Source organism: Citrobacter amalonaticus, from assembly GCF_001559075.2.
In the GTDB taxonomy this organism is placed as follows: domain Bacteria; phylum Pseudomonadota; class Gammaproteobacteria; order Enterobacterales; family Enterobacteriaceae; genus Citrobacter_A; species Citrobacter_A amalonaticus_F.
The window spans coordinates 1,715,610-1,740,580 of record NZ_CP014015.2 but is presented as its reverse complement, the minus strand read 5'-3'; the positions used below and the strand labels follow the sequence as shown (position 1 = coordinate 1,740,580).

20 protein-coding genes, 2 tRNA genes and 3 rRNA genes are annotated in these 24,971 nt (G+C 53.5%); 20 read left to right on the top strand and 5 right to left on the bottom strand.

Going from position 1 to position 24,971, the window contains the following annotated elements; translation table 11 throughout:
* Positions 1–148 precede the first annotated feature (148 nt).
* From rmuC to tatD, 8 genes are all read left to right on the top strand, one after another.
* Positions 149–1,576 (top strand): DNA recombination protein RmuC, encoded by a 1,428-nt coding sequence (gene rmuC / locus AL479_RS08340; protein WP_061077949.1) that lies wholly within the window; start codon positions 149–151, stop codon positions 1,574–1,576.
* 94 nt (positions 1,577–1,670) lie between these two features.
* Positions 1,671–2,426 (top strand): bifunctional demethylmenaquinone methyltransferase/2-methoxy-6-polyprenyl-1,4-benzoquinol methylase UbiE, encoded by a 756-nt coding sequence (gene ubiE, locus AL479_RS08335; protein ID WP_042326162.1) that lies wholly within the window; start codon positions 1,671–1,673, stop codon positions 2,424–2,426.
* 13 nt (positions 2,427–2,439) lie between these two features.
* Positions 2,440–3,045: a ubiquinone biosynthesis protein UbiJ gene (gene ubiJ / locus AL479_RS08330; RefSeq protein WP_061075746.1), complete on the top strand. Its 606-nt coding sequence runs from the start codon at positions 2,440–2,442 to the stop codon at positions 3,043–3,045.
* Complete coding sequence (gene ubiB / locus AL479_RS08325) at positions 3,042–4,682, top strand: ubiquinone biosynthesis regulatory protein kinase UbiB (RefSeq protein ID WP_061075745.1); 1,641 nt, start codon at positions 3,042–3,044, stop codon at positions 4,680–4,682. Before ubiJ ends, ubiB begins: the two co-directional genes overlap by 4 nt.
* Before the next feature lie 78 nt (positions 4,683–4,760).
* Positions 4,761–5,030, top strand: coding sequence for a Sec-independent protein translocase subunit TatA (gene tatA, locus AL479_RS08320; protein WP_061075744.1), 270 nt, complete (start codon positions 4,761–4,763; stop codon positions 5,028–5,030).
* Positions 5,031–5,033: 3 nt separating this feature from the next.
* On the top strand, positions 5,034–5,564 hold the full coding sequence (tatB, locus tag AL479_RS08315) for a Sec-independent protein translocase protein TatB (protein WP_061075743.1): 531 nt from the start codon (positions 5,034–5,036) through the stop codon (positions 5,562–5,564).
* Positions 5,565–5,566: 2 nt separating this feature from the next.
* Entirely contained in the window at positions 5,567–6,358 is a 792-nt protein-coding gene (gene tatC / locus AL479_RS08310; protein ID WP_061075742.1) for a Sec-independent protein translocase subunit TatC, read from the top strand.
* A 41-nt stretch (positions 6,359–6,399) separates the two neighbouring features.
* Positions 6,400–7,182: a 3'-5' ssDNA/RNA exonuclease TatD gene (gene tatD, locus AL479_RS08305; protein ID WP_061075741.1), complete on the top strand. Its 783-nt coding sequence runs from the start codon at positions 6,400–6,402 to the stop codon at positions 7,180–7,182.
* Positions 7,183–7,189: 7 nt separating this feature from the next.
* On the opposite strand, the gene rfaH is transcribed toward tatD, so the two are convergent.
* Positions 7,190–7,678, bottom strand: a complete 489-nt coding sequence (gene rfaH / locus AL479_RS08300) for a transcription/translation regulatory transformer protein RfaH (protein ID WP_042326178.1) — start codon at positions 7,676–7,678, stop codon at positions 7,190–7,192.
* Between the two features lie 168 nt (positions 7,679–7,846).
* Between rfaH and ubiD the strand changes: the two genes are divergently transcribed.
* Together ubiD and fre are read left to right on the top strand one after the other, a co-directional pair.
* Positions 7,847–9,340 (top strand): 4-hydroxy-3-polyprenylbenzoate decarboxylase, encoded by a 1,494-nt coding sequence (ubiD, locus tag AL479_RS08295; RefSeq protein ID WP_071887603.1) that lies wholly within the window; start codon positions 7,847–7,849, stop codon positions 9,338–9,340.
* 38 nt (positions 9,341–9,378) lie between these two features.
* Positions 9,379–10,080, top strand: coding sequence for an NAD(P)H-flavin reductase (gene fre, locus AL479_RS08290; RefSeq protein WP_061075740.1), 702 nt, complete (start codon positions 9,379–9,381; stop codon positions 10,078–10,080).
* A gap of 169 nt (positions 10,081–10,249) precedes the next feature.
* Here the strand turns inward: fre and fadA are convergent, their stop codons facing one another.
* Positions 10,250–11,413: an acetyl-CoA C-acyltransferase FadA gene (fadA, locus tag AL479_RS08285; RefSeq protein WP_061075739.1), complete on the bottom strand. Its 1,164-nt coding sequence runs from the start codon at positions 11,411–11,413 to the stop codon at positions 10,250–10,252.
* A 9-nt stretch (positions 11,414–11,422) separates the two neighbouring features.
* The gene (gene fadB / locus AL479_RS08280) at positions 11,423–13,612 is read right to left on the bottom strand and encodes a fatty acid oxidation complex subunit alpha FadB (protein WP_061075738.1); all 2,190 of its coding nucleotides are present in this window, start codon (positions 13,610–13,612) and stop codon (positions 11,423–11,425) included.
* Positions 13,613–13,801: 189 nt separating this feature from the next.
* On the opposite strand from fadB, the gene pepQ reads away from it, so the two are divergent.
* The 9 genes from pepQ (at position 13,802) to rrf (ending at position 23,367) form a co-directional block, all read left to right on the top strand.
* A complete protein-coding gene (pepQ, locus tag AL479_RS08275; protein ID WP_061075737.1) occupies positions 13,802–15,133 on the top strand; it encodes a Xaa-Pro dipeptidase in 1,332 nt (443 codons plus the stop codon).
* A complete protein-coding gene (locus AL479_RS08270; protein WP_061075736.1) occupies positions 15,133–15,747 on the top strand; it encodes an IMPACT family protein in 615 nt (204 codons plus the stop codon). Before pepQ ends, AL479_RS08270 begins: the two co-directional genes overlap by 1 nt.
* Positions 15,748–15,785: 38 nt before the next feature.
* Entirely contained in the window at positions 15,786–17,237 is a 1,452-nt protein-coding gene (gene trkH / locus AL479_RS08265) for a Trk system potassium transporter TrkH (RefSeq protein ID WP_042326189.1), read from the top strand.
* 11 nt (positions 17,238–17,248) lie between these two features.
* The gene (gene hemG, locus AL479_RS08260; RefSeq protein WP_061075735.1) at positions 17,249–17,794 is read left to right on the top strand and encodes a menaquinone-dependent protoporphyrinogen IX dehydrogenase; all 546 of its coding nucleotides are present in this window, start codon (positions 17,249–17,251) and stop codon (positions 17,792–17,794) included.
* A gap of 378 nt (positions 17,795–18,172) precedes the next feature.
* Positions 18,173–19,714 (top strand): 16S ribosomal RNA (locus tag AL479_RS08255).
* Between the two features lie 69 nt (positions 19,715–19,783).
* Positions 19,784–19,860: transfer RNA gene (locus tag AL479_RS08250), tRNA-Ile, on the top strand.
* 108 nt (positions 19,861–19,968) lie between these two features.
* Positions 19,969–20,044, top strand: a tRNA-Ala gene (locus AL479_RS08245).
* A gap of 171 nt (positions 20,045–20,215) precedes the next feature.
* A 23S ribosomal RNA gene (locus AL479_RS08240) occupies positions 20,216–23,120 on the top strand.
* A 131-nt stretch (positions 23,121–23,251) separates the two neighbouring features.
* Positions 23,252–23,367 (top strand): 5S ribosomal RNA (rrf, locus tag AL479_RS08235).
* Together the 16S, 23S and 5S rRNA genes with 2 tRNA genes alongside form the textbook arrangement of a ribosomal RNA operon.
* Positions 23,368–23,471: 104 nt before the next feature.
* Here the strand turns inward: rrf and mobB are convergent.
* On the bottom strand, positions 23,472–23,975 hold the full coding sequence (gene mobB, locus AL479_RS08230) for a molybdopterin-guanine dinucleotide biosynthesis protein MobB (RefSeq protein WP_071887602.1): 504 nt from the start codon (positions 23,973–23,975) through the stop codon (positions 23,472–23,474).
* Positions 23,972–24,499 (bottom strand): molybdenum cofactor guanylyltransferase MobA, encoded by a 528-nt coding sequence (gene mobA, locus AL479_RS08225; RefSeq protein WP_061075733.1) that lies wholly within the window; start codon positions 24,497–24,499, stop codon positions 23,972–23,974. Before mobA ends, mobB begins: the two co-directional genes overlap by 4 nt.
* Before the next feature lie 126 nt (positions 24,500–24,625).
* On the opposite strand from mobA, the gene AL479_RS08220 reads away from it, so the two are divergent.
* Positions 24,626–24,895, top strand: a complete 270-nt coding sequence (locus AL479_RS08220) for a YihD family protein (protein WP_042325406.1) — start codon at positions 24,626–24,628, stop codon at positions 24,893–24,895.
* The last annotated feature ends 76 nt before the right edge of the window (positions 24,896–24,971 follow it).

The following is a 24,971-nucleotide window of genomic DNA, read 5'->3' as shown; positions in this document are numbered from 1 at the left end:
CTTCTCTTCCGTAAAAAGGCCGATGCGTTCGGCCTTTTGCTTTTACGCGATTATTTGCGTAGTGCCTCGCAGGAAAGTTCTTTAAAACTGGACGTTTATACAGCACAATTCTATTTTGTGCGGGTGATGTATGGCGTCGGGAGGCATTTTGGATATCTCAATCATCATTTATGCGGTTATTGCGCTGGTGGGCATTGCGCTTGGCTGGCTGATGGCCAGCTATCAGCATGCGCAACAGAAAGCCGAACAATTCGCTGAACGTGAAGAGATGGTGGCGGCATTAAGCGCAGCCAAACAACAGCTTGCCCAAAGTGAACACTGGCGCGATGAGTGTGAATTGCTCAATAACGAATTGCGTAGTCTGCGCAGTATTAACACCTCGCTGGAAGCGGATTTGCGTGAAGTGACCACGCGAATGGAAGCCACACAGCAGCATGCGGAAGATAAAATCCGCCAGATGATCAACAGCGAGCAGCGTCTGAGCGAACAGTTTGAAAATCTGGCAAACCGAATCTTTGAGCAAAGCAATCGCCGGGTTGATGAGCAAAACCGACAGAGCCTGAATGGTCTGCTGACGCCGCTGCGTGAACAACTGGACGGTTTCCGTCGCCAGGTTCAGGACAGCTTTGGTCAGGAAGCGCGCGAACGTCACACCCTGGCGCATGAAATTCGCAATCTCCAACAGCTTAATGCACAAATGGCCCAGGAAGCGGTCAACCTGACGCGTGCGCTAAAAGGCGATAACAAAACGCAGGGGAACTGGGGTGAAGTGGTGCTCACCCGCGTGCTGGAGGCCTCGGGGTTACGGGAAGGATACGAGTACGAAACGCAGGTCAGCCTCGAGAATGACGTCCGTTCCCGCATGCAGCCCGACGTAATTGTGCGTTTGCCGCAGGGAAAAGATGTGGTGATCGACGCCAAAATGACGCTGGTGGCCTATGAACGCTATTTTAATGCGGAAGACGATTACACCCGCGAAAGCGCGCTTCAGGAGCACATCGCTTCGGTGCGTAACCATATTCGCCTGTTGGGACGTAAGGACTACCAGCAGCTTCCGGGACTACGCACGCTGGATTACGTGCTGATGTTTATCCCGGTGGAGCCCGCGTTTCTGTTAGCGCTCGACCGACAGCCCGAACTGATTACCGAGGCGCTTAAAAATAATATTATGCTGGTCAGCCCCACGACGTTACTGGTGGCGTTGCGAACCATTGCGAATCTGTGGCGTTACGAGCATCAAAGTCGTAATGCGCAACAGATTGCGGACCGTGCGAGTAAGCTCTACGACAAGATGCGCCTCTTTGTCGATGATATGTCCTCCATCGGGCAGAGTCTGGACAAAGCGCAGGATAACTATCGTCAGGCGATGAAAAAGCTGTCGTCGGGGCGCGGCAACGTGCTGGCGCAGGCCGAAGCGTTTCGCGGCTTAGGGGTAGAAATTAAGCGCGAGATTAATCCTGAACTGGCGGAACAGGCCACGACGCAGGATGAAGAGTATCGGTTGCGATCGGTACCTGAAGAGCAGGAAGATGCATCTTATTCCGACGATGACGGGATAAAGCAGCAATCGAATTAGTCCGTTCGGGGTAGCCAGGACGGGCAGAAGGGTAGGGCAATGAGCCCCAATCTGTTACACTTCTCGAACAATTTTTTGATGAGCAGGCACTGAGATGGTGGATAATTCACAAGAAACGACGCACTTTGGTTTTCAGACTGTCGCTAAAGAGCATAAAGCGGACATGGTGGCCCACGTTTTTCATTCTGTGGCATCAAAATATGATGTTATGAATGATTTGATGTCTTTTGGCATTCATCGTTTGTGGAAGCGCTTCACCATCGACTGTAGCGGCGTCCGCCGTGGTCAGACAGTGCTGGATTTAGCCGGCGGAACCGGCGATCTGACGGCCAAATTCTCCCGTCTGGTCGGGGAGACCGGCAAGGTAATTCTGGCGGACATCAATGACTCTATGCTCAAAATGGGCCGTGAGAAGCTGCGCAATATCGGCGTGATTGGCAACGTAGAATACGTTCAGGCCAATGCGGAAGCGCTGCCGTTCCCGGACAATACCTTTGACTGCATTACGATTTCCTTCGGTTTGCGTAACGTCACGGACAAAGACAAAGCTCTGCGTTCCATGTTCCGTGTCCTGAAACCGGGTGGTCGTCTGCTGGTGCTGGAATTCTCTAAACCGATTATCGAGCCGCTGAGCAAAGCGTATGACGCCTACTCTTTCCATATCCTGCCGCGTATCGGTTCAATGGTCGCCAATGATGCCGACAGCTATCGCTATCTGGCGGAATCCATTCGTATGCATCCCGATCAGGACACATTGAAAGCGATGATGCAGGACGCCGGGTTCGAAAGCGTCGACTATTACAACCTGACAGCGGGTGTGGTTGCGCTACATCGCGGCTATAAGTTCTGACAGGAGAACGGGAATGCCTTTTAAACCCTTAGTGACTGCAGGAATGGAAAGTTTGCTTAATTCATTCCTGTATCGTTCGCCGGCGTTGAAAACGGCGCGAGCGCGTCTGCTGGGAAAAGTGCTGCGTGTAGAGCTAAAAGGCTTTTCGACATCATTAATTCTGCTGTTCAGCGAACGCCAGGTTGACGTGCTGGGCGAGTGGGCTGGCGAGGCCGATTGTACGGTGATCACCCATGCCAGCGTGTTGCCAAAATTACGCGATCGCCAGCAACTGACAGCGCTGATTCGCAGTGGCGAACTGGAAGTGCAGGGTGATATTCAGGTTGTGCAGAATTTCGTTGCCCTTGCCGATCTGGCGGAATTCGATCCTGCTGAACTGCTGGCGCCCTATACTGGCGACATCGCAGCGGAAGGGATCAGCAAAGCTCTGCGCGGCGGGGCAAAATTTCTCCGTCACGGGATCCAACGTCAGCAACGTTATGTTGCCGAAGCCATTACGGAAGAGTGGCGAATGGCGCCCGGACCGCTTGAGGTTGCCTGGTTCGCGGAAGAAACGGCAGCTGTGGAACGCGCTGTCGATGCGCTGACCCGGCGGCTGGAAAAACTGGAGGCTAAATGACGCCAGGTGAAGTACGGCGCCTATATTTCATCATTCGCACTTTCTTAAGTTACGGACTTGATGAGCTCATCCCTAAAATGCGGATCACGCTGCCGCTACGGTTATGGCGTTACTGCCTGTTCTGGATGCCAAACCGGCATAAAGACAAATTACTGGGAGAGCGACTGAGACTGGCTCTGCAGGAGTTAGGGCCGGTGTGGATCAAGTTTGGCCAAATGCTCTCGACCCGCCGCGATCTCTTCCCCCCGCATATTGCCGATCAGCTGGCGTTGTTACAGGACAAAGTCGCCCCCTTCGATGGCAAGCTGGCGAAAGCGCAAATTGAAGAAGCGATGGGGGGACTGCCTGTTGAAGCCTGGTTTGATGAGTTTGAGATTCAGCCGCTGGCATCGGCGTCGGTTGCCCAGGTGCACACCGCAAGACTGAAATCGAACGGCAAAGAGGTCGTTATCAAAGTCATCCGTCCGGACATTCTGCCGGTCATCAAAGCAGATCTGAGACTGATCTATCGGCTTGCCCGTTGGGTGCCGCGCTTACTGCCGGACGGTCGCCGTCTGCGCCCGACGGAAGTGGTGCGGGAATATGAAAAGACGCTGATTGATGAACTGAATCTGTTGCGCGAATCGGCCAACGCGATTCAACTGCGGCGAAACTTTGAAGACAGCCCAATGCTCTATATCCCGGAAGTCTATTCTGACTACTGCAGTGAGAATATGATGGTGATGGAACGCATTTACGGCATCCCGGTTTCCGATGTGGTGACGCTGGAGAAAAACGGCACCAACATGAAGTTGCTGGCGGAGCGCGGCGTGCAGGTTTTCTTCACTCAGGTCTTTCGCGACAGCTTTTTCCACGCGGATATGCACCCCGGGAACATCTTTGTCAGTTATGAACACCCCGAAAACCCGAAATATATTGGCATTGATTGCGGCATTGTCGGCTCCTTAAACAAGGAAGATAAGCGTTACCTGGCGGAGAACTTCATCGCGTTCTTTAATCGTGATTACCGCAAGGTTGCGGAACTGCATGTCGATTCTGGCTGGGTTCCGCCGGATACCAACGTTGAAGAGTTTGAGTTTGCGATTCGTACCGTGTGCGAGCCTATCTTCGAGAAACCGCTGGCAGAAATCTCGTTTGGTCACGTTTTGTTAAACCTTTTCAATACGGCGCGTCGATTTAACATGGAAGTGCAGCCCCAACTGGTATTGTTGCAGAAGACATTACTGTATGTTGAGGGCGTAGGTCGTCAGCTCTATCCGCAGTTGGATCTCTGGAAAACGGCGAAGCCTTTTCTGGAATCATGGATTAAAGATCAGGTCGGCATTCCGGCGCTGGTCAGGGCATTTAAGGAAAAAGCGCCGTTCTGGGTCGAAAAAATGCCAGAACTCCCTGAACTGGTGTACGACAGTTTGCGCCAGGGCAAATATTTACAGCACAGTGTTGATAAGATTGCGCGCGAGCTTCAGGAGAATCATGTGCGTCAGGGCCAATCCCGTTACTTATTGGGAATTGGCGCCACGTTACTATTAAGTGGGACATTCCTGCTGATTAATCGTCCTGAATGGGGCTATATGCCCGGCTGGTTAATGGCGGGCGGCCTGGTCGCCTGGATTGTCGGCTGGCGCAAAACTCGCTGATTTTTTCATCGCTCAAGGCAGGCCGGGTAACGTATACTACGGCCTTAATAATTCATCATCTATCACAGAGGAACATGTATGGGTGGTATCAGTATTTGGCAGTTGGTGATCATTGCCGTCATCGTTGTACTGTTGTTTGGCACCAAGAAGCTCGGCTCCATCGGTTCCGATCTTGGCGCATCCATCAAAGGCTTCAAAAAAGCCATGAGTGATGATGATGCTAAACAGGATAAAGCCAGTCAGGACGCTGACTTTACCGCGAAGTCTATTACTGACAAACCGGCAGACGCTGATAAAGAAACTGCGAAAAAAGAAGACGCGAAAAGCCACGATAAAGAGCAGGTGTAATTCGTGTTTGATATCGGTTTTAGCGAACTGTTACTGGTGTTTATTATCGGCCTCGTCGTACTGGGGCCGCAGCGATTGCCGGTAGCCGTCAAAACGATAGCTGGCTGGGTACGCGCATTGCGATCCCTTGCGACCACCGTTCAGAATGAACTGACCCAGGAGCTTAAGCTCCAGGAGTTTCAGGACAGCCTGAAAAAGGTTGAGAAAGCGAGCCTGGAAAACCTGACTCCCGAGCTGAAAGCCTCGATGGATGAACTGCGCCAGGCGGCGGAGTCAATGAAGCGTTCCTATAGCGCGAACGAGCCCGAAAAAGCGAGCGACGAAGCGCACACCATCCATAACCCGGTGGTGAAAGGGAACGAAGAACAGCATGAAGGGGTCACGCCCGCCACTGCTGAAGTCCAGGCCAGCGCACCGGAACAGGCTCCTGAGATTGTCGGGGAGACGCCTCCTGCCGTCAACGTGAAGGACGCTGAACCGAAAACCGCTGCCCCTGTTGCTGGCTCTTCCCCTACGTCGAGTGATAAACCGTAAACATGGCTGTAGAAGATACTCAACCGCTTATCACGCACCTGATTGAGCTGCGTAAACGTCTGCTTAACTGCATTATTGCGGTTATCGTGATTTTTCTGGCATTGGTCTATTTTGCCAATGACATCTATCACCTGGTTTCCTCGCCGCTTATCAAACAGTTGCCGCAGGGTGCGACCATGATCGCGACGGATGTCGCATCACCGTTCTTCACCCCGATCAAATTAACCTTCATGGTGTCGCTGATCCTGTCAGCGCCGGTGATCCTTTATCAGGTCTGGGCGTTTATCGCGCCAGCGCTGTATAAGCATGAACGCCGCATGGTGGTGCCGTTACTGATCTCCAGCTCGTTACTGTTCTATATCGGCATGGCGTTTGCCTACTTTGTCGTGTTCCCGCTGGCGTTTGGCTTCCTTGCCAATACCGCGCCGGAAGGCGTACAGGTCTCGACGGATATTGCCAGCTATCTGAGCTTTGTCATGGCGCTGTTTATGGCGTTCGGGGTCTCGTTTGAGGTTCCCGTAGCCATTGTGTTGCTCTGCTGGATGGGGGTGACTACACCGGATGATTTGCGTAAAAAACGGCCTTACGTGCTGGTCGGCGCGTTTGTGGTGGGGATGTTGCTAACGCCGCCGGATGTTTTTTCGCAGACGTTACTGGCGATTCCGATGTACTGCCTGTTTGAAGTCGGCGTTTTCTTCTCACGTTTCTATGTCGGTAAACGACAGACGCGGGATGAAGATAACGAGGCGGAATCAGAAGCCGACGCTGAGAAAGCCGAGAAGACAGAAGAGTAAATTCAACCGCCCGCTAGGGCGGTTGTCATATGGAGCGAAGCATGTTTGATATCGGCGTTAATTTAACCAGCTCGCAGTTTTTAAAAGACCGTGATGAGGTTGTGGCGCGCGCGACCGCCGCTGGTGTGAATGGCCTGCTTCTGACCGGAACCAATCTGCATGAAAGCCAGCAGGCGCAGCGATTGGCGCAGATCTATCCTCACTGCTGGTCGACGGCCGGTGTTCATCCACACGACAGCAGCCAGTGGCAGCCTGCAACTGAGGAGGCGATTGTGGCGCTGGCGTCCAGGCCTGAGGTCGTGGCGATTGGCGAATGTGGCCTTGATTTCAATCGCAATTTTTCCACCCCGCAGGAACAAGAGCGGGCGTTTGACGCACAGTTGCGTATCGCTGCTGAGTTACAGATGCCGGTCTTTATGCATTGTCGTGATGCGCATGCACGATTTCTGACGCTGTTGGATCCGTGGCTGGACAAACTCCCGGGTGCGGTGCTGCACTGCTTTACCGGCACGCGCGAAGAGATGCTGGCGTGTGTCGACAGGGGCATGTACATCGGTATTACGGGCTGGGTATGTGATGAACGTCGTGGGCTTGAGCTGCGCGAATTGCTACCGTTTATTCCGGCCGAACAGTTGCTGATTGAAACCGATGCGCCGTATCTGTTGCCGCGCGATCTCTCGCCGAAACCCGCATCGCGACGTAACGAACCGGCGCATCTGCCACATATTCTTGAGCGTATCGCTCACTGGCGAGGAGACGATCTGCAATGGCTTTCCGCTACAACGGATGCGAACGTCAGGAAGCTGTTTGGAATTACGTTCTGAGTCGCCGTTAAAGCTTACGGAAACCGGTATTTTTCACGCTCTGCTTCACCTCTTTATTCAACAGGTTGAGCAGCAGCATGGAACGCGCTTCACCGTCCGGTTCAGTGAAGATCGCTTGCAGGCCTTCAAAAGCGCCTTCCGTGATGACCACACGGTCGCCAGGGTAAGGCGTTTCAGGGTCGACAATGCCTTCTGGTTTATAGACGGAGAGCTGGTGAATTACCGTGGAAGGGACAATTGCCGGTGATGCGCCAAAGCGGACAAAATGGCTGACGCCGCGCGTGGCATTGATCGTCGTGGTATGAATCACTTCCGGGTCAAATTCCACGAACAAATAGTTAGGGAACAGGGGTTCGCTGACTGCAGTACGTTTTCCACGCACCATTTTTTCCAGGGTGATCATCGGTGTCAGGCAGCTCACTGCCTGTCTTTCGAGGTGTTCCTGAGCACGCTGAAGTTGCCCGCGTTTGCAGTACAGTAAATACCAGGATTGCATAATGACTCTTATCCGCTTATTCGGGGCGCAAGCATAGCAAATGCAAGGCGTGAAGTTAATTATAATCCCGGCGGCGGCGGTGGGCTGCCAGAGTTCACGCTAATTTAACAAAAATACAGCATCACGATGATGAACGCCGTATAATGAGGCGCTTACGAAGAGGCCACAATGGACGCCATGAAATATCACGATTTACGCGACTTCCTGACGCTGCTTGAACAACAGGGCGAACTCAAACGCATTACGCTTGAAGTGGATCCATACCTGGAAATCACAGAAATTGCCGACCGCACGCTGCGTGCCGGTGGCCCTGCGCTGCTGTTTGAAAACCCCAAAGGCTATTCAATGCCGGTGTTGTGTAACCTGTTCGGTACGCCAAAACGTGTCGCGATGGGGATGGGGCAGGATGATGTCTCTGCGCTGCGGGAAGTGGGTAAATTACTGGCCTTTTTGAAAGAGCCGGAGCCGCCGAAGGGCTTTCGCGATCTGTTTGATAAACTGCCGCAGTTCAAACAGGTGCTGAATATGCCGACGAAGCGACTGCGCGGTGCGCCTTGTCAGCAAAAAATCATCTCTGGCGATGACGTCGATTTACACCGAATTCCCATTATGACCTGCTGGCCAGAAGACGCTGCGCCGCTCATTACCTGGGGGCTGACCGTAACGCGTGGCCCGCATAAAGAGCGGCAGAATCTGGGCATTTATCGCCAGCAGTTGATTGGCAAAAATAAACTGATCATGCGCTGGCTGTCCCATCGCGGCGGCGCGCTTGATTATCAGGAGTGGTGTGCGGCGCATCCGGGTGAACCTTTCCCGGTTTCCGTTGCGCTGGGGGCTGATCCTGCCACCATTCTTGGCGCAGTGACGCCGGTACCGGACACACTCTCAGAGTACGCCTTTGCCGGTCTGCTGCGCGGCACGAAAACCGAAGTGGTTAAATGCCTGTCTAACGATCTTGAAGTGCCTGCCAGTGCGGAAATTGTGTTGGAAGGGTATATCGATCCGGGTGAAATGGCGCCGGAAGGCCCGTATGGCGACCATACGGGGTATTACAATGAAGTGGATAGCTTTCCGGTCTTTACCGTCACGCATATTACCCAGCGTGAGGATGCGATTTATCATTCGACCTACACCGGTCGTCCGCCGGATGAGCCTGCCGTACTTGGCGTTGCGCTGAATGAAGTGTTTGTGCCGATTCTGCAAAAACAGTTCCCCGAAATCGTCGATTTTTACCTGCCGCCGGAAGGGTGCTCTTATCGCCTTGCCGTCGTCACGATTAAAAAACAGTACGCGGGGCATGCGAAACGCGTCATGATGGGTGTCTGGTCATTTTTACGCCAGTTTATGTACACCAAATTTGTTATCGTTTGTGATGATGATGTCAATGCACGCGACTGGAACGATGTGATTTGGGCGATTACCACCCGTATGGACCCGGCCAGGGACACGGTGCTGGTAGAGAATACGCCAATTGATTATCTGGATTTTGCCTCGCCGGTCTCCGGTCTGGGTTCAAAAATGGGGCTGGATGCCACAAACAAATGGCCAGGTGAAACCCAACGCGAGTGGGGACGTCCAATTAAAAAAGATCCCGACGTGACCGCCCGCATCGATGCGATTTGGGATGAGCTGGCCATCATTAATGACGGTAAAGGCGCCTGAGGCGCTCGTTTTGCCCTACAGACCCATAGAGGGAGCGCATGACAACCTTAAGCTGTAAAGTGACCTCGGTAGAAGCTATCACTGATACCGTATACCGTGTTCGTTTAGTACCCGACGCGGCATTTTCCTTTCGTGCCGGTCAATATTTGATGGTCGTGATGGATGAGCGGGACAAACGCCCGTTCTCGATGGCCTCTACGCCGGATGAGCAAGGTTTTATTGAGCTCCACATTGGCGCGTCAGAAATTAATCTCTATGCCAAAGCGGTGATGGATCGCATCCTGAAAGACCATGAGATAACGATAGATATTCCGCACGGCGACGCATGGCTGCGTGACGATGAAGAGCGTCCGCTGATCCTGATTGCTGGCGGTACGGGTTTTTCTTACGCCCGTTCCATTCTGCTGACAGCGCTGGCGCATAATCCCAATCGTGAGGTCACGATTTACTGGGGGGGGCGCGAAGAGAAGCATCTCTACGATCTCTCTGAACTTGAAGCGCTCTCTGTCAACCATCCCAATCTGCGCGTCGAAGCCGTGGTGGAACAACCGGAAGCTGGCTGGCGTGGACGTACAGGAACGGTCTTAACGGCGGTGTTGCAGGATCACGGAACGCTGGCCGATCATGACATCTACATTGCCGGACGTTTTGAGATGGCGAAAATTGCGCGTGACCTGTTCTGTAATGAGCGCAGCGCACGTGAAGATCGCCTGTTTGGCGACGCGTTCGCATTTATCTAAGAAGAGCTACGAAGAAGAAAAAACCCGCCCCTGACAGGCGGGAAGAACGGCAACTAAATTGTTATACAGTGACGTTTTCGTTGTAGGCCGGATAAGATGCTTTAGCGTCGCCATCCGGCAATCGAGCCGGGGGCGCTTCGCTTACCCGGCCTACAATGAGTGAATATCTTTACACCCGCTCAAATACCGTCGCGATACCCTGACCCAATCCAATACACATCGTCGCCAGACCGAACTGGACATCTTTGCGTTCCATCAGGTTCAGCAGCGTGGTGCTGATACGCGCACCAGAACAACCCAGCGGGTGACCGAGCGCGATCGCACCACCGTTAAGGTTGATCTTCTCGTCGATCTGCTCCATCAACCCCAGATCTTTAATGCATGGCAGGATCTGCGCAGCAAACGCTTCGTTCATCTCAAACAAACCGATATCGCTGGTGGAAAGCCCCGCTTTTTTCAGCGCCAGCGTTGACGCAGGCACCGGGCCGTATCCCATGATGGAAGGGTCACAACCCACCACCGCCATTGAACGCACCCGGGCGCGTGGTTTCAGGCCTAACTCGCGGGCACGACTCGCGCTCATCACCAGCATGGCGGCGGCGCCATCGGAGAGTGCAGAAGAGGTGCCTGCGGTGACCGTGCCGCTGACCGGGTCAAACGCCGGACGTAAGGTAGACAGCGCTTCAACCGTGGTTTCCGGGCGGATCACTTCGTCGTAGTTAAACTGCTTCAGCACGCCATCGGCGTCATGCCCGCCGGTTGGGATAATTTCATTCTTAAACGCGCCAGACTGCGTTGCGGCCCAGGCGCGGGCGTGTGAACGCGCGGCAAAGGCATCCTGCATTTCACGGCTGATGCCGTGCATGCGGGAGAGCATCTCCGCCGTCAGTCCCATCATGCCCGCCGCTTTGGCGACGTTACGGCTCAGACCCGGGTGGAAATCGACGCCGTGGCTCATCGGCACATGGCCCATATGTTCCACGCCACCCACCAGACAGGCCTGCGCATCACCGGTCATGATCATCCGCGCGGCGTCATGCAATGCCTGCATGGAGGAGCCACACAGACGGTTGACGGTCACCGCCGGAACGGAGTGGGGAACTTCCGCTAACAACGCCGCGTTACGGGCGATGTTAAAGCCCTGCTCCAGCGTCTGCTGCACGCAACCCCAGTAGATGTCATCAAGCGCAGCCGCTTCAAGCGCCGGATTACGCGCCAGCAGACTGCGCATCAAATGTGCGGAGAGATCTTCCGCACGCACGTTGCGAAACGCGCCCCCTTTCGAACGGCCCATCGGGGTACGGATCGCATCAACAATTACAACCTGTTCCATTGTGACTCCTTAAGCCGTTTTCAGGTCGCCGACCGGACGGGCAGGCTCAACCGGGGGATAATACGGTTCGTTATGACGCGCTTTATTACGCAGACCTTCCGGAACGTCATATAACGGACCGAGGTGCTGATACTGTTGCGCCATATCGAGATACTTCGCGCTGCCGAGCGTATCCAGCCAACGGAACGCGCCGCCGTGGAACGGAGGGAAGCCCAGACCGTAAACCAGCGCCATATCGGCCTCTGCCGGACTGGCGATAATGCCTTCTTCGAGACAACGCACCACTTCGTTGACCATCGGGATCATCATACGGGCGATAATCTCGTCTTCGCTGAAATCACGCTTCGCGTTACTGACGTCAGCCAGCAGGTCGTCAACGGTGGCATCCTCTTCTTTCTTCGGCTTACCTTTGTTGTCTTCTTTATAGCGCCAGAAGCCCAGACCGTTCTTCTGACCAAAACGGCTGGCGTCAAACAGCGCATCAATCGCGTCGCGATAATCTTTTTGCATCCGCTGCGGGAAGCCTGCGGACATCACAGCCTGCGCGTGATGTGCGGTATCAATGCCCACGACGTCAAGCAGGTACGCCGGGCCCATCGGCCAGCCGAACTGTTTTTCCATGACCTTGTCGACTTTGCGGAAGTCCGCACCGTCGCGCAGTAACTGGCTGAATCCAGCGAAGTATGGGAACAGCACGCGGTTAACAAAGAAGCCAGGGCAGTCGTTCACCACAATCGGCGTTTTGCCCATTTTGCTGGCCCAGGCGACCACTTTCGCGATGGTTTCATCGGCGCTTTTCTCGCCACGAATGATCTCAACCAGCGGCATCCGGTGAACCGGGTTAAAGAAGTGCATACCGCAGAAATTTTCCGGGCGTTTCAGCACGCTTGCCAGTTCGCTAATGGGAATGGTGGAGGTGTTCGATGCCAGCACGGTATCCGGTCGAACTTTATCTTCGGTTTCCGCCAGCACGGCCTTTTTCACTTTCGGGTTTTCAACCACCGCTTCGACCACGACGTCGACGCGATCAAAACCGGCATAGTCCAGCGTAGGGTGAATGGTCGAAATCACGCCCGCCATCTTCAGACCGTCAATTTTGCCTCGCTCAAGCTGTTTGTTCAGCAACTTTGCCGCTTCGGTCATTCCGAGGGTCAGGGATTTATCGTTGATATCTTTCATGACAACCGGCACGCCTTTCCACGCCGACTGATACGCGATACCGCCGCCCATAATACCTGCGCCCAGCACAGCAGCCTGCTTTGGCGTCTCAACGTCTTTGGTCAGCTTCTTCGCTTTGCCTTTCACATATTGATCGTTAAGGAAGATACCGACCAGCGCGCGGGCTTCATTGGTGTGCGCCAGCGGGACAAAGCTTTTGTTTTCCAGATTAAGCGCTTCTTCACGGCCAAATCGCGCGGCGGCTTCAATGGTTTTCACCGCGGTCATCGGGGCCGGATAATGTTTGCCTGCCGTTTGCGCGACCATGCCTTTGGCAATGGTAAAGCTCATGGCGGCTTCAATTTTGCTGAGCTTCAGCGGTTCCAGCTTCGGTTGACGCTTCGCTTTCCAGTCCAGATCGCCGTTGATGGCCTGACGTAAAACGGCTTTTGCGCCCTCAATCAGTTTTTCTGCTTTTACGACGCCATCGACCAGACCGATTTTCAGCGCCTGTTCCGCACCAACGTCTTTACCGGCTGCAATGATCTCCAGCGCGCTGTCCGCACCTAACATGCGCGGCATACGTACGGAACCGCCAAAGCCAGGCATGATGCCCAGTTTGGTTTCTGGCAGACCGATACGCAGATCCGGCGTCGCCAGGCGGTAATCGGTCGCCAGTACACATTCGCAGCCGCCGCCCAGCGCATAACCGTTAACCGCAGAGAGGGTCGGAACCGGCAGATCTTCCAGACGGTTAAAGACGCTGTTGGCGAAATGCAACCACTGGCTGAGCTGTTCTTCGGGAACGAGAAACAGCGACAAGAATTCGGTGATATCCGCACCGACGATAAAGGCCGCTTTATTCGAACGCAGCAGCAGCCCTTTTAAATCTGTTTGTTTTTCCAGTACGTCCAGCGCCTGGCCGAGGCTGGCGACGGTTGCTGTGTCGAGTTTGTTCACTGAGCCTGGGGCATCGAACACCAGTTCGGCGATGCCATCTTCCAGCCAGTCGAGGTACAGGTTGTCGCCTTTGTAAAGCATGTCAGTCTCCTGAATCCGCAAGGTGATCTGGTCATACCAGATGAAGCGAAGTGTGTATTTTATGTTAATAAAATGCAAATGACTGATTAAAAAAATGCCGATCCGATCACACCTGGTAGAAATCACGCTCTCGTGAATCGATGTGCTAAGATGCGGAGACTTGAGGTCGAAAAAACAGAAGGATAGAAAATGGAATCACTGGCCGCACTCTATAAAAATCATATCGTTACCTTACAAGAACGGACGCGTGATGCGCTGGAACGCTTTAAGCTTGATGCGCTGCTTATTCACTCCGGCGAGCTGGTTAACGTTTTTCTCGACGATCATCCTTACCCGTTTAAGGTTAATCCGCAGTTTAAAGCCTGGGTACCGGTGACTCAGGTTCCCAACTGCTGGTTGCTGGTTGATGGGGTGAACAAACCCAAGCTGTGGTTTTACTTGCCGGTCGATTACTGGCACAACGTAGAACCGCTGCCGACCTCCTTCTGGACTGAAGACGTTGAGGTGATTGCCCTGCCGAAGGCGGATGGCATTGGTAGTCAACTGCCTGCCGCGCGCGGCAATATTGGTTATATCGGCCCGGTTCCGGAGCGTGCGTTGCAACTGGAGATCGCCGCCAGCAATATCAACCCGAAAGGGGTGATCGACTATCTGCACTATTACCGCGCCTACAAAACGGACTACGAACTGGCCTGCATGCGTGAAGCGCAGAAAATGGCAGTGAATGGGCACCGTGCGGCGGAAGAAGCTTTCCGTTCGGGGATGAGCGAGTTCGATATCAACCTGGCCTATCTGACTGCGACCGGTCACCGCGACACCGATGTGCCGTACAGCAATATCGTGGCGCTGAACGAGCATGCGTCGGTTCTGCATTATACGAAGCTGGATCATCAGGCACCGTCTGAAATCCGCAGCTTCCTGTTGGATGCTGGTGCGGAGTACAACGGTTATGCCGCAGACCTGACCCGTACCTGGTCGGCGAAAAGCGACAACGAGTATGCGCAGTTAGTGAAAGATGTGAATGACGAACAGCTGGCGCTGATTGCCACCATGAAAGCGGGTGTCAGCTATGTGGATTATCACGTTCAGTTCCATCAGCGTATTGCGAAACTGCTGCGTAAGCATCAGCTCGTCACCGACATGAGCGAAGAGGCGATGGTCGAAAACGATCTCACCGGACCGTTTATGCCGCACGGTATCGGCCATCCGCTGGGCCTGCAGGTGCATGATGTTGCTGGCTTTATGCAGGATGACAGCGGTACGCATCTTGCCGCGCCGTCCAAATATCCGTATCTGCGCTGCACCCGTGTGCTCCAGCCGGGCATGGTGCTGACCATTGAACCGGGCTTTTATTTCATCGAATCTCTGCTCGCGCCGTGGCGTGAAGGGCAGTTCAGCAAACACTTCAACTGGCAGAAAATTGAAGCGCTGAAACCGTTTGGTGGTATTCGTATTGAAGACAACGTGGTGATCCACGAGAACAACGTTGAAAACATGACGCGGGATCTGAAACTGGCGTAATGGACAGTTGGTTAATCCCTGCGGCACCGGTCACCGTTGTCGAAGAGATCAAAAAAAGCCGCTTCATTACGTTGTTGGCGCATACCGATGGCGTTGAGGCGGCAAAGGCGTTTGTGGAATCAGTCAGAGCGGAGCACCCGGACGCCCGTCACCATTGCGTGGCGTGGGTGGCGGGAGCGCCCGATGATTCGCAGCAACTGGGCTTTTCAGATGATGGTGAACCGGCGGGAACGGCAGGCAAGCCGATGCTCGCGCAGTTGATGGGCAGCGGAGTTGGGGAAATTACCGCCGTCGTCGTGCGCTATTACGGCGGGATCTTACTCGGCACCGGCGGACTGGTTAAAGCCTATGGCGGTGGGGTAAACCAGGCATTGCGTCAGTTAACGACGCAGCGCAAGACGCCATTAACCGAATATACTTTGCAGTGTGAGTACGCGCAGTTGGCTGGCGTTGAAGCACTTCTGGGTCAATATGACGGCAAAATCGTCACCAGTGATTACCAGGCATTCGTTCGGTTACGGGTGGCGCTTCCTTATGCGAAAGTGGATGAATTTTCAGCAAAGCTGGCAGATTTTAGTCGTGGTTCATTGCAATTGTTAGCGATTGAAGAATAATCCCCACCTCATTTTGAAGAACTAAGGAAGCGGCAGAGATGCATTTTCGCGCCATTACCCGAATCGTAGGACTACTGGTCATCTTATTTTCGGGCACGATGATCCTCCCGGGGCTGGTAGCGCTTATCTATCGTGATGGGGCGGGACGCGCATTTACGCAAACCTTTTTTGTCGCGCTGGTGATTGGTTCCATGTTGTGGTGGCCGAACCGTCGTGAGAAAGGCGAACTGAAATCCCGTGAAGGGTTTCTGATCGTGGTACTGTTCTGGACCGTGCTGGGTAGCGTGGGTGCGTTGCCCTTCATTTTTTCTGAAAGCCCGAACCTCACAATTACCGATGCGTTTTTCGAATCATTCTCCGGACTGACCACGACCGGCGCCACCACGCTGGTGGGGCTGGATTCGCTACCGCATGCGATCCTCTTTTATCGCCAGATGCTGCAATGGTTTGGTGGGATGGGAATCATTGTACTGGCCGTCGCGATCTTGCCGATACTCGGCGTCGGTGGGATGCAGCTCTATCGCGCTGAAATGCCTGGACCGCTGAAAGATAACAAGATGCGCCCGCGTATTGCCGAAACGGCAAAAACGCTGTGGTTGATCTACGTCCTGCTGACGGTCGCCTGCGCGCTGGCGCTGTGGTTTGCTGGCATGCCAGCGTTTGACGCCATCGGACACAGTTTCGCCACTATCGCGATCGGCGGGTTTTCTACCCATGATGCCAGCGTGGGCTATTTTGACAGCCCAACGATTAACACCATCATCGCTATCTTCTTATTAATCTCCGGCTGTAACTACGGCCTGCACTTCTCGTTACTGAGTGGCCGCAGCCTGAAGGTTTACTGGCGTGACCCCGAATTTCGCATGTTCATTGGCGTCCAACTGACGCTGGTGGTCATCTGCACATTAGTGCTCTGGTTCCATAACATCTATAGCTCCGCGCTGACGACGCTCAATCAGGCCTTTTTCCAGGTGGTGTCGATGGCTACCACGGCCGGATTTACAACCGACAGTATTGCGCGCTGGCCGCTTTTCCTGCCGGTACTGCTGCTATGCTCCGCGTTTATCGGCGGTTGTGCGGGATCAACGGGCGGGGGACTGAAGGTTATCCGTATCCTCTTGCTGTTCAAACAGGGGAACCGCGAGCTGAAGCGCCTGGTACATCCCAATGCGGTCTATAGCATCAAACTGGGGAATCGCGCGCTGCCGGAGCGTATTCTTGAAGCGGTCTGGGGATTTTTCTCGGCGTATGCGCTGGTCTTTATTGTCAGTATGCTGGCGATTATCGCGACTGGCGTGGACGATTTCTCTGCCTTTGCTTCCGTGGTGGCGACGCTGAACAACCTTGGGCCCGGGCTGGGCGTCGTGGCGGATAACTTTGCCAGTATGAATCCAGTGGCAAAATGGATCCTGATTGCCAATATGCTGTTCGGTCGTCTGGAAGTCTTCACTTTGCTGGTACTTTTTACCCCGACCTTCTGGCGTGAATAATGGAGTAACACGTGAAAACACTGATTCTTTTCTCATCTCGTGATGGACAGACCCAGGAAATCGCCGCTTATCTGGCGTCAGAACTCAAAGAGCTTGGCGTTTGTACGGATGTCGTCAATCTGCATCGTACCGAAGAGCCTGACTGGGAACGCTATGATCGTGTGGTCATCGGCGCATCCATTCGTTATGGACACTATCATTCCGCATTTCTCGAGTTTGTGAAGAAACATGCGACGCGACTGAATCACATGCCAAGCGCGTTTTACTCCGTCAACCTGGTGGCGCGTAAACCGGAAAAGCGGACGCCGCAAACCAACAGCTACGCGCGCAAGTTTTTAATGAACTCGCAGTGGCGGCCAGACCGTTCTGTGGTTATCGCCGGGGCGCTGCTGTATCCACGCTATCGCTGGTATGACCGCATAATGATTCAACTCATTATGAAAATGTCGGGCGGCGAAACGGATACGCGTAAAGAAGTTATCTATACCGACTGGGAGCAGGTCGCGAGTTTTGCCCGAGAAATCGCTCAGTTAACTCCCGATTCGGTGGTTAAATAAACGTAAAGAGTAAAAAATGCGCGGTTGAGAAATTATTTTAAATTTCCCCTTGTCAGCCCGAAATAACTCCCTATAATGCGCCTCCACTGACACGGAACAACGGCAAACAAGCCGCCGGGTCAGCGGGGTTCAGAGATGAACGCCCACAGAGAAAAGCGAAATAAATGCTTGACTCTGAAGCGGGAAAGCGTATTATGCACACCCCGCGCCGCTGAGAAAAAGCGAAGCGGCACTGCTCTTTAACAATTTATCAGACAATCTGTGTGGGCACTCAGAGTGACATGGATTCTTAACGTCCTCGGACGAAAAATGAATACCAAGTCTCAAAGAGTGAACACGTAATTCATTACGACGTTTAATTCTAAGAGCATCAAACTTAAATTGAAGAGTTTGATCATGGCTCAGATTGAACGCTGGCGGCAGGCCTAACACATGCAAGTCGAACGGTAACAGGAAGCAGCTTGCTGCTTCGCTGACGAGTGGCGGACGGGTGAGTAATGTCTGGGAAACTGCCCGATGGAGGGGGATAACTACTGGAAACGGTAGCTAATACCGCATAATGTCGCAAGACCAAAGAGGGGGACCTTCGGGCCTCTTGCCATCGGATGTGCCCAGATGGGATTAGCTTGTTGGTGAGGTAACGGCTCACCAAGGCGACGATCCCTAGCTGGTCTGAGAGGATGACCAGCCACACTGGAACTGAGACACGGTCCAGACTCCTACGGGAGGCAGCAGTGGGGAATATTGCACAATGGGCGCAAGCCTGATGCAGCCATGCCGCGTGTATGAAGAAGGCCTTCGGGTTGTAAAGTACTTTCAGCGGGGAGGAAGGCATTGTGGTTAATAACCACAGTGATTGACGTTACCCGCAGAAGAAGCACCGGCTAACTCCGTGCCAGCAGCCGCGGTAATACGGAGGGTGCAAGCGTTAATCGGAATTACTGGGCGTAAAGCGCACGCAGGCGGTCTGTCAAGTCGGATGTGAAATCCCCGGGCTCAACCTGGGAACTGCATTCGAAACTGGCAGGCTTGAGTCTCGTAGAGGGGGGTAGAATTCCAGGTGTAGCGGTGAAATGCGTAGAGATCTGGAGGAATACCGGTGGCGAAGGCGGCCCCCTGGACGAAGACTGACGCTCAGGTGCGAAAGCGTGGGGAGCAAACAGGATTAGATACCCTGGTAGTCCACGCCGTAAACGATGTCTATTTGGAGGTTGTGCCCTTGAGGCGTGGCTTCCGGAGCTAACGCGTTAAATAGACCGCCTGGGGAGTACGGCCGCAAGGTTAAAACTCAAATGAATTGACGGGGGCCCGCACAAGCGGTGGAGCATGTGGTTTAATTCGATGCAACGCGAAGAACCTTACCTGGTCTTGACATCCACAGAAGTTTTCAGAGATGAGAATGTGCCTTCGGGAACTGTGAGACAGGTGCTGCATGGCTGTCGTCAGCTCGTGTTGTGAAATGTTGGGTTAAGTCCCGCAACGAGCGCAACCCTTATCCTTTGTTGCCAGCGGTTAGGCCGGGAACTCAAAGGAGACTGCCAGTGATAAACTGGAGGAAGGTGGGGATGACGTCAAGTCATCATGGCCCTTACGACCAGGGCTACACACGTGCTACAATGGCATATACAAAGAGAAGCGACCTCGCGAGAGCAAGCGGACCTCATAAAGTATGTCGTAGTCCGGATTGGAGTCTGCAACTCGACTCCATGAAGTCGGAATCGCTAGTAATCGTGGATCAGAATGCCACGGTGAATACGTTCCCGGGCCTTGTACACACCGCCCGTCACACCATGGGAGTGGGTTGCAAAAGAAGTAGGTAGCTTAACCTTCGGGAGGGCGCTTACCACTTTGTGATTCATGACTGGGGTGAAGTCGTAACAAGGTAACCGTAGGGGAACCTGCGGTTGGATCACCTCCTTACCTTAAAGAACCTGCCTTTGTAGTGCCCACACAGATTGTCTGATGAAAAACGAGCAGTAAAACCTCTACAGGCTTGTAGCTCAGGTGGTTAGAGCGCACCCCTGATAAGGGTGAGGTCGGTGGTTCAAGTCCACTCAGGCCTACCAAATTCGCTCCCGTGCTTTGTTGTGGCAAAGCTCGCATACTTCAGTATGCTTCGCTTCACCACGCCGCGCCCGGCAACGAATTGGGGATGAGGTTTAACTACACTGTATGGGGCTATAGCTCAGCTGGGAGAGCGCCTGCTTTGCACGCAGGAGGTCTGCGGTTCGATCCCGCATAGCTCCACCATACTGTAGAACGTTATCAAGAAAACTTCAGAGTGAACCTGAAAAGGTGCACTGCGAAGTTTTGCTCTTTAAAAATCTGGATCAAGCTGAAAATTGAAACGACACACCGTTAATGGTGTGTTCGAGTCTCTCAAATTTTCGCAATCAGAAGTGAAACATCTTCGGGTTGTGAGGTTAAGCGACTAAGCGTACACGGTGGATGCCCTGGCAGTCAGAGGCGATGAAGGACGTGCTAATCTGCGAAAAGCGCCGGTAAGGTGATATGAACCGTTATAGCCGGCGATGTCCGAATGGGGAAACCCAGTGCAATTCGTTGCACTATCGTTAACTGAATACATAGGTTAACGAGGCGAACCGGGGGAACTGAAACATCTAAGTACCCCGAGGAAAAGAAATCAACCGAGATTCCCCCAGTAGCGGCGAGCGAACGGGGAGCAGCCCAGAGCCTGAATCAGCATGTGTGGTAGTGGAACGGTCTGGAAAGGCCGGCGATACAGGGTGACAGCCCCGTACACAAAACTGCACGTGTTGTGAGCTCGATGAGTAGGGCGGGACACGTGGTATCCTGTCTGAATATGGGGGGACCATCCTCCAAGGCTAAATACTCCTGACTGACCGATAGTGAACCAGTACCGTGAGGGAAAGGCGAAAAGAACCCCGGCGAGGGGAGTGAAAAAGAACCTGAAACCGTGTACGTACAAGCAGTGGGAGCCTCTTTATGGGGTGACTGCGTACCTTTTGTATAATGGGTCAGCGACTTATATTCTGTAGCAAGGTTAACCGAATAGGGGAGCCGAAGGGAAACCGAGTCTTAACTGGGCGTTAAGTTGCAGGGTATAGACCCGAAACCCGGTGATCTAGCCATGGGCAGGTTGAAGGTTGGGTAACACTAACTGGAGGACCGAACCGACTAATGTTGAAAAATTAGCGGATGACTTGTGGCTGGGGGTGAAAGGCCAATCAAACCGGGAGATAGCTGGTTCTCCCCGAAAGCTATTTAGGTAGCGCCTCGTGAATTCATCTCCGGGGGTAGAGCACTGTTTCGGCTAGGGGGTCATCCCGACTTACCAACCCGATGCAAACTGCGAATACCGGAGAATGTTATCACGGGAGACACACGGCGGGTGCTAACGTCCGTCGTGAAGAGGGAAACAACCCAGACCGCCAGCTAAGGTCCCAAAGTCATGGTTAAGTGGGAAACGATGTGGGAAGGCTCAGACAGCCAGGATGTTGGCTTAGAAGCAGCCATCATTTAAAGAAAGCGTAATAGCTCACTGGTCGAGTCGGCCTGCGCGGAAGATGTAACGGGGCTAAACCATGCACCGAAGCTGCGGCAGCGACACTAAGTGTTGTTGGGTAGGGGAGCGTTCTGTAAGCCTGTGAAGGTGTGCTGTGAGGCATGCTGGAGGTATCAGAAGTGCGAATGCTGACATAAGTAACGATAAAGCGGGTGAAAAGCCCGCTCGCCGGAAGACCAAGGGTTCCTGTCCAACGTTAATCGGGGCAGGGTGAGTCGACCCCTAAGGCGAGGCCGAAAGGCGTAGTCGATGGGAAACAGGTTAATATTCCTGTACCAGGTGTTACTGCGAAGGGGGGACGGAGAAGGCTATGTTGGCCGGGCGACGGTTGTCCCGGTTTAAGCGTGTAGGTGTGTGTTCCAGGTAAATCCGGTTCACTTTAACACTGAGGCGTGATGACGAGGCACTACGGTGCTGAAGCAACAAATGCCCTGCTTCCAGGAAAAGCCTCTAAGCATCAGGTAACATCAGATCGTACCCCAAACCGACACAGGTGGTCAGGTAGAGAATACCAAGGCGCTTGAGAGAACTCGGGTGAAGGAACTAGGCAAAATGGTGCCGTAACTTCGGGAGAAGGCACGCTGATAGGTAGGTGAAGCGACTTGCTCGTGGAGCTGAAATCAGTCGAAGATACCAGCTGGCTGCAACTGTTTATTAAAAACACAGCACTGTGCAAACACGAAAGTGGACGTATACGGTGTGACGCCTGCCCGGTGCCGGAAGGTTAATTGATGGGGTTATCCTCGCGGAGAAGCTCTTGATCGAAGCCCCGGTAAACGGCGGCCGTAACTATAACGGTCCTAAGGTAGCGAAATTCCTTGTCGGGTAAGTTCCGACCTGCACGAATGGCGTAATGATGGCCAGGCTGTCTCCACCCGAGACTCAGTGAAATTGAACTCGCTGTGAAGATGCAGTGTACCCGCGGCAAGACGGAAAGACCCCGTGAACCTTTACTATAGCTTGACACTGAACACTGGTCCTTGATGTGTAGGATAGGTGGGAGGCTTTGAAGCGCGGACGCCAGTTCGTGTGGAGCCAACCTTGAAATACCACCCTTTAATGGCTGGTGTTCTAACGTGGACCCGTGATCCGGGTTGCGGACAGTGTCTGGTGGGTAGTTTGACTGGGGCGGTCTCCTCCTAAAGAGTAACGGAGGAGCACGAAGGTTAGCTAATCCTGGTCGGACATCAGGAGGTTAGTGCAAAGGCATAAGCTAGCTTGACTGCGAGCGTGACGGCGCGAGCAGGTGCGAAAGCAGGTCTTAGTGATCCGGTGGTTCTGAATGGAAGGGCCATCGCTCAACGGATAAAAGGTACTCCGGGGATAACAGGCTGATACCGCCCAAGAGTTCATATCGACGGCGGTGTTTGGCACCTCGATGTCGGCTCATCACATCCTGGGGCTGAAGTAGGTCCCAAGGGTATGGCTGTTCGCCATTTAAAGTGGTACGCGAGCTGGGTTTAGAACGTCGTGAGACAGTTCGGTCCCTATCTGCCGTGGGCGCTGGAGAATTGAGGGGGCTGCTCCTAGTACGAGAGGACCGGAGTGGACGCATCACTGGTGTTCGGGTTGTCATGCCAATGGCACTGCCCGGTAGCTAAATGCGGAAGAGATAAGTGCTGAAAGCATCTAAGCACGAAACTTGCCCCGAGATGAGTTCTCCCTGACCCTTTAAGGGTCCTGAAGGAACGTTGAAGACGACGACGTTGATAGGCCGGGTGTGTAAGCGCAGCGATGCGTTGAGCTAACCGGTACTAATGAACCGTGAGGCTTAACCTTACAACGCCGAAGATGTTTTGGCGGAATAGAGAGAATTTCAGCCTGATAACAGATTTGCGAAAACGAAATATTTTGCGCTGAGGCAAGACAGCATCAGAGTAAAATATTCGTTTTGAGCACAAAAGAATTTGCCTGGCGGCTGTAGCGCGGTGGTCCCACCTGACCCCATGCCGAACTCAGAAGTGAAACGCCGTAGCGCCGATGGTAGTGTGGGGTCTCCCCATGTGAGAGTAGGGAACTGCCAGGCATCAAATAAGTGAAGAAGCCCATCCTGACGGATGGGCTTTTTTGCGTTTCTGGACCGCCAAATTATGTAGGCCGGGTAAGGCGAAGCCGCCACCCGGCAAGTCGTCAGATCGCACTCCACTCCACAATAAATTCCGCAATCACATCCACATCATTTAAATCCAGCACCGGAACTTCAAGCGGCAATACAACATCACTGGCCACCGCAATCACATGCTCATCCAGCGTTAACTCGCTGAAATCATGCCCGGCATCGCTTCTGAACAGCAGGATCTTAGGCACGGCCTCATGCTTAAATCCCTCAACCAGCACCAGATCCAGCGTGGCATGATCCATCCTGCTGACCAGGTACGCCAGATCCAGTTCGGGTTCTTCAGGCGTCTCAGTCATTAATGCCCAACGTTGCTGACTGGCGACCAGCGTTTGCGCCGCTCCTGCTTTGCGTAGCTCGTAGCTGTCTTTGCCTGGCTTATCCACATCCATATCATGATGCGTATGTTTGATAAGCCCTGGGCGGATCCCGGCGGCGCACAGCGCCGGGATGAGCTTCCTGAGCAGCGTCGTTTTTCCCGTTCCGCTCCACGCGGCGATAGCCAGTAAAGGGATCATGGTTTCTCCTGCCATTTATCAAGCTCCTCAAGGGTATTCACATTCACAAACGCTTCCTTGCAGTCGCTGAAGTCAACGGCATGCCCACCTGCCTGACGCATGAAAACCATTACCCGCCGCTCGCCTGACTGTAAATAGCGCTGCAAAAATGGCTGGACTGAGCGGTGAACCAGCGCAATGGTGGGATGATCGCGCTCTCCATCATGCACCCATACCACCGGTGCCTGATTGCACCGGGCACGTAATCGGGCTGCCAGCGTCTGCGGGATAAAAGGGGTATCGCAGGGGCAGAACAGAAACCAGTCGCCAGTCTCCTGTTGGAAAACAGAAAGCATGCCCGCCAGCGGGCCGGGAAAATCCGCCATCACATCTGAAATGACTTTCAGGCCACCCGAGCGATAAATTTCCTGATGTCGATTCGCATTCACAACCACTGTATTCAGTTGCGATAACAGCGTATCGGCGACATGTTTCCACAGCGGTTTCCCTCTAAGCTCAAGCAAGCCTTTATCAATGCCCCCCATTCGCCTGGCCTTTCCACCAGCCAGTACAACCCCTGTTATTGCACTATCCTGATTCACTGATATCGCCTCTTTTATTGTGGGATTGACCCTGCTAACGTGTCTGTCTCAAGAGTAAGGAGCACGACCATGAAATGTAAACGCCTGAATGAAGTTATTGAACTCCTCCAGCCAGCCTGGCAAAAAGAGCCCGACCTGAACCTGATGCAATTTTTGCAGAAACTGGCGAAAGAGTCAGGTTTTGACGGTGAACTGGCGGATTTAACCGACGACATTCTGATCTATCACCTGAAAATGCGCGACTCTGCAAAAGACGCGGTTATTCCCGGTATTCAGAAAGATTACGAGGAAGATTTCAAAACGGCGCTGTTGCGCGCTCGTGGCGTAATTAAAGAGTAAAAGCTTGTAAGCGGGGCCACCGAAGTTGTTATGAAATGATATCCTGAATCATTCGACGTATTTTCCGGATGATGGG

Bases quoted from the DNA above. Each gene is read 5' to 3' on its own strand.
- tatA (WP_061075744.1), top strand. From the start codon at position 4,761: ATGGGTGGTATCAGTATTTGGCAGTTGGTGATCATTGCCGTCATCGTT.
- AL479_RS08270 (WP_061075736.1), top strand. From the start codon at position 15,133: ATGGACAGTTGGTTAATCCCTGCGGCACCGGTCACCGTTGTCGAAGAG.
- ubiE (WP_042326162.1), top strand. From the start codon at position 1,671: ATGGTGGATAATTCACAAGAAACGACGCACTTTGGTTTTCAGACTGTC.
- fadB (WP_061075738.1), bottom strand. From the start codon at position 13,612: ATGCTTTACAAAGGCGACAACCTGTACCTCGACTGGCTGGAAGATGGC.
- pepQ (WP_061075737.1), top strand. From the start codon at position 13,802: ATGGAATCACTGGCCGCACTCTATAAAAATCATATCGTTACCTTACAA.
- ubiJ (WP_061075746.1), top strand. From the start codon at position 2,440: ATGCCTTTTAAACCCTTAGTGACTGCAGGAATGGAAAGTTTGCTTAAT.
- rfaH (WP_042326178.1), bottom strand. From the start codon at position 7,678: ATGCAATCCTGGTATTTACTGTACTGCAAACGCGGGCAACTTCAGCGT.
- fadA (WP_061075739.1), bottom strand. From the start codon at position 11,413: ATGGAACAGGTTGTAATTGTTGATGCGATCCGTACCCCGATGGGCCGT.
- tatC (WP_061075742.1), top strand. From the start codon at position 5,567: ATGGCTGTAGAAGATACTCAACCGCTTATCACGCACCTGATTGAGCTG.
- mobB (WP_071887602.1), bottom strand. From the start codon at position 23,975: ATGATCCCTTTACTGGCTATCGCCGCGTGGAGCGGAACGGGAAAAACG.
- ubiB (WP_061075745.1), top strand. From the start codon at position 3,042: ATGACGCCAGGTGAAGTACGGCGCCTATATTTCATCATTCGCACTTTC.
- fre (WP_061075740.1), top strand. From the start codon at position 9,379: ATGACAACCTTAAGCTGTAAAGTGACCTCGGTAGAAGCTATCACTGAT.
- trkH (WP_042326189.1), top strand. From the start codon at position 15,786: ATGCATTTTCGCGCCATTACCCGAATCGTAGGACTACTGGTCATCTTA.
- ubiD (WP_071887603.1), top strand. From the start codon at position 7,847: ATGGACGCCATGAAATATCACGATTTACGCGACTTCCTGACGCTGCTT.
- tatD (WP_061075741.1), top strand. From the start codon at position 6,400: ATGTTTGATATCGGCGTTAATTTAACCAGCTCGCAGTTTTTAAAAGAC.
- AL479_RS08220 (WP_042325406.1), top strand. From the start codon at position 24,626: ATGAAATGTAAACGCCTGAATGAAGTTATTGAACTCCTCCAGCCAGCC.
- mobA (WP_061075733.1), bottom strand. From the start codon at position 24,499: ATGGGGGGCATTGATAAAGGCTTGCTTGAGCTTAGAGGGAAACCGCTG.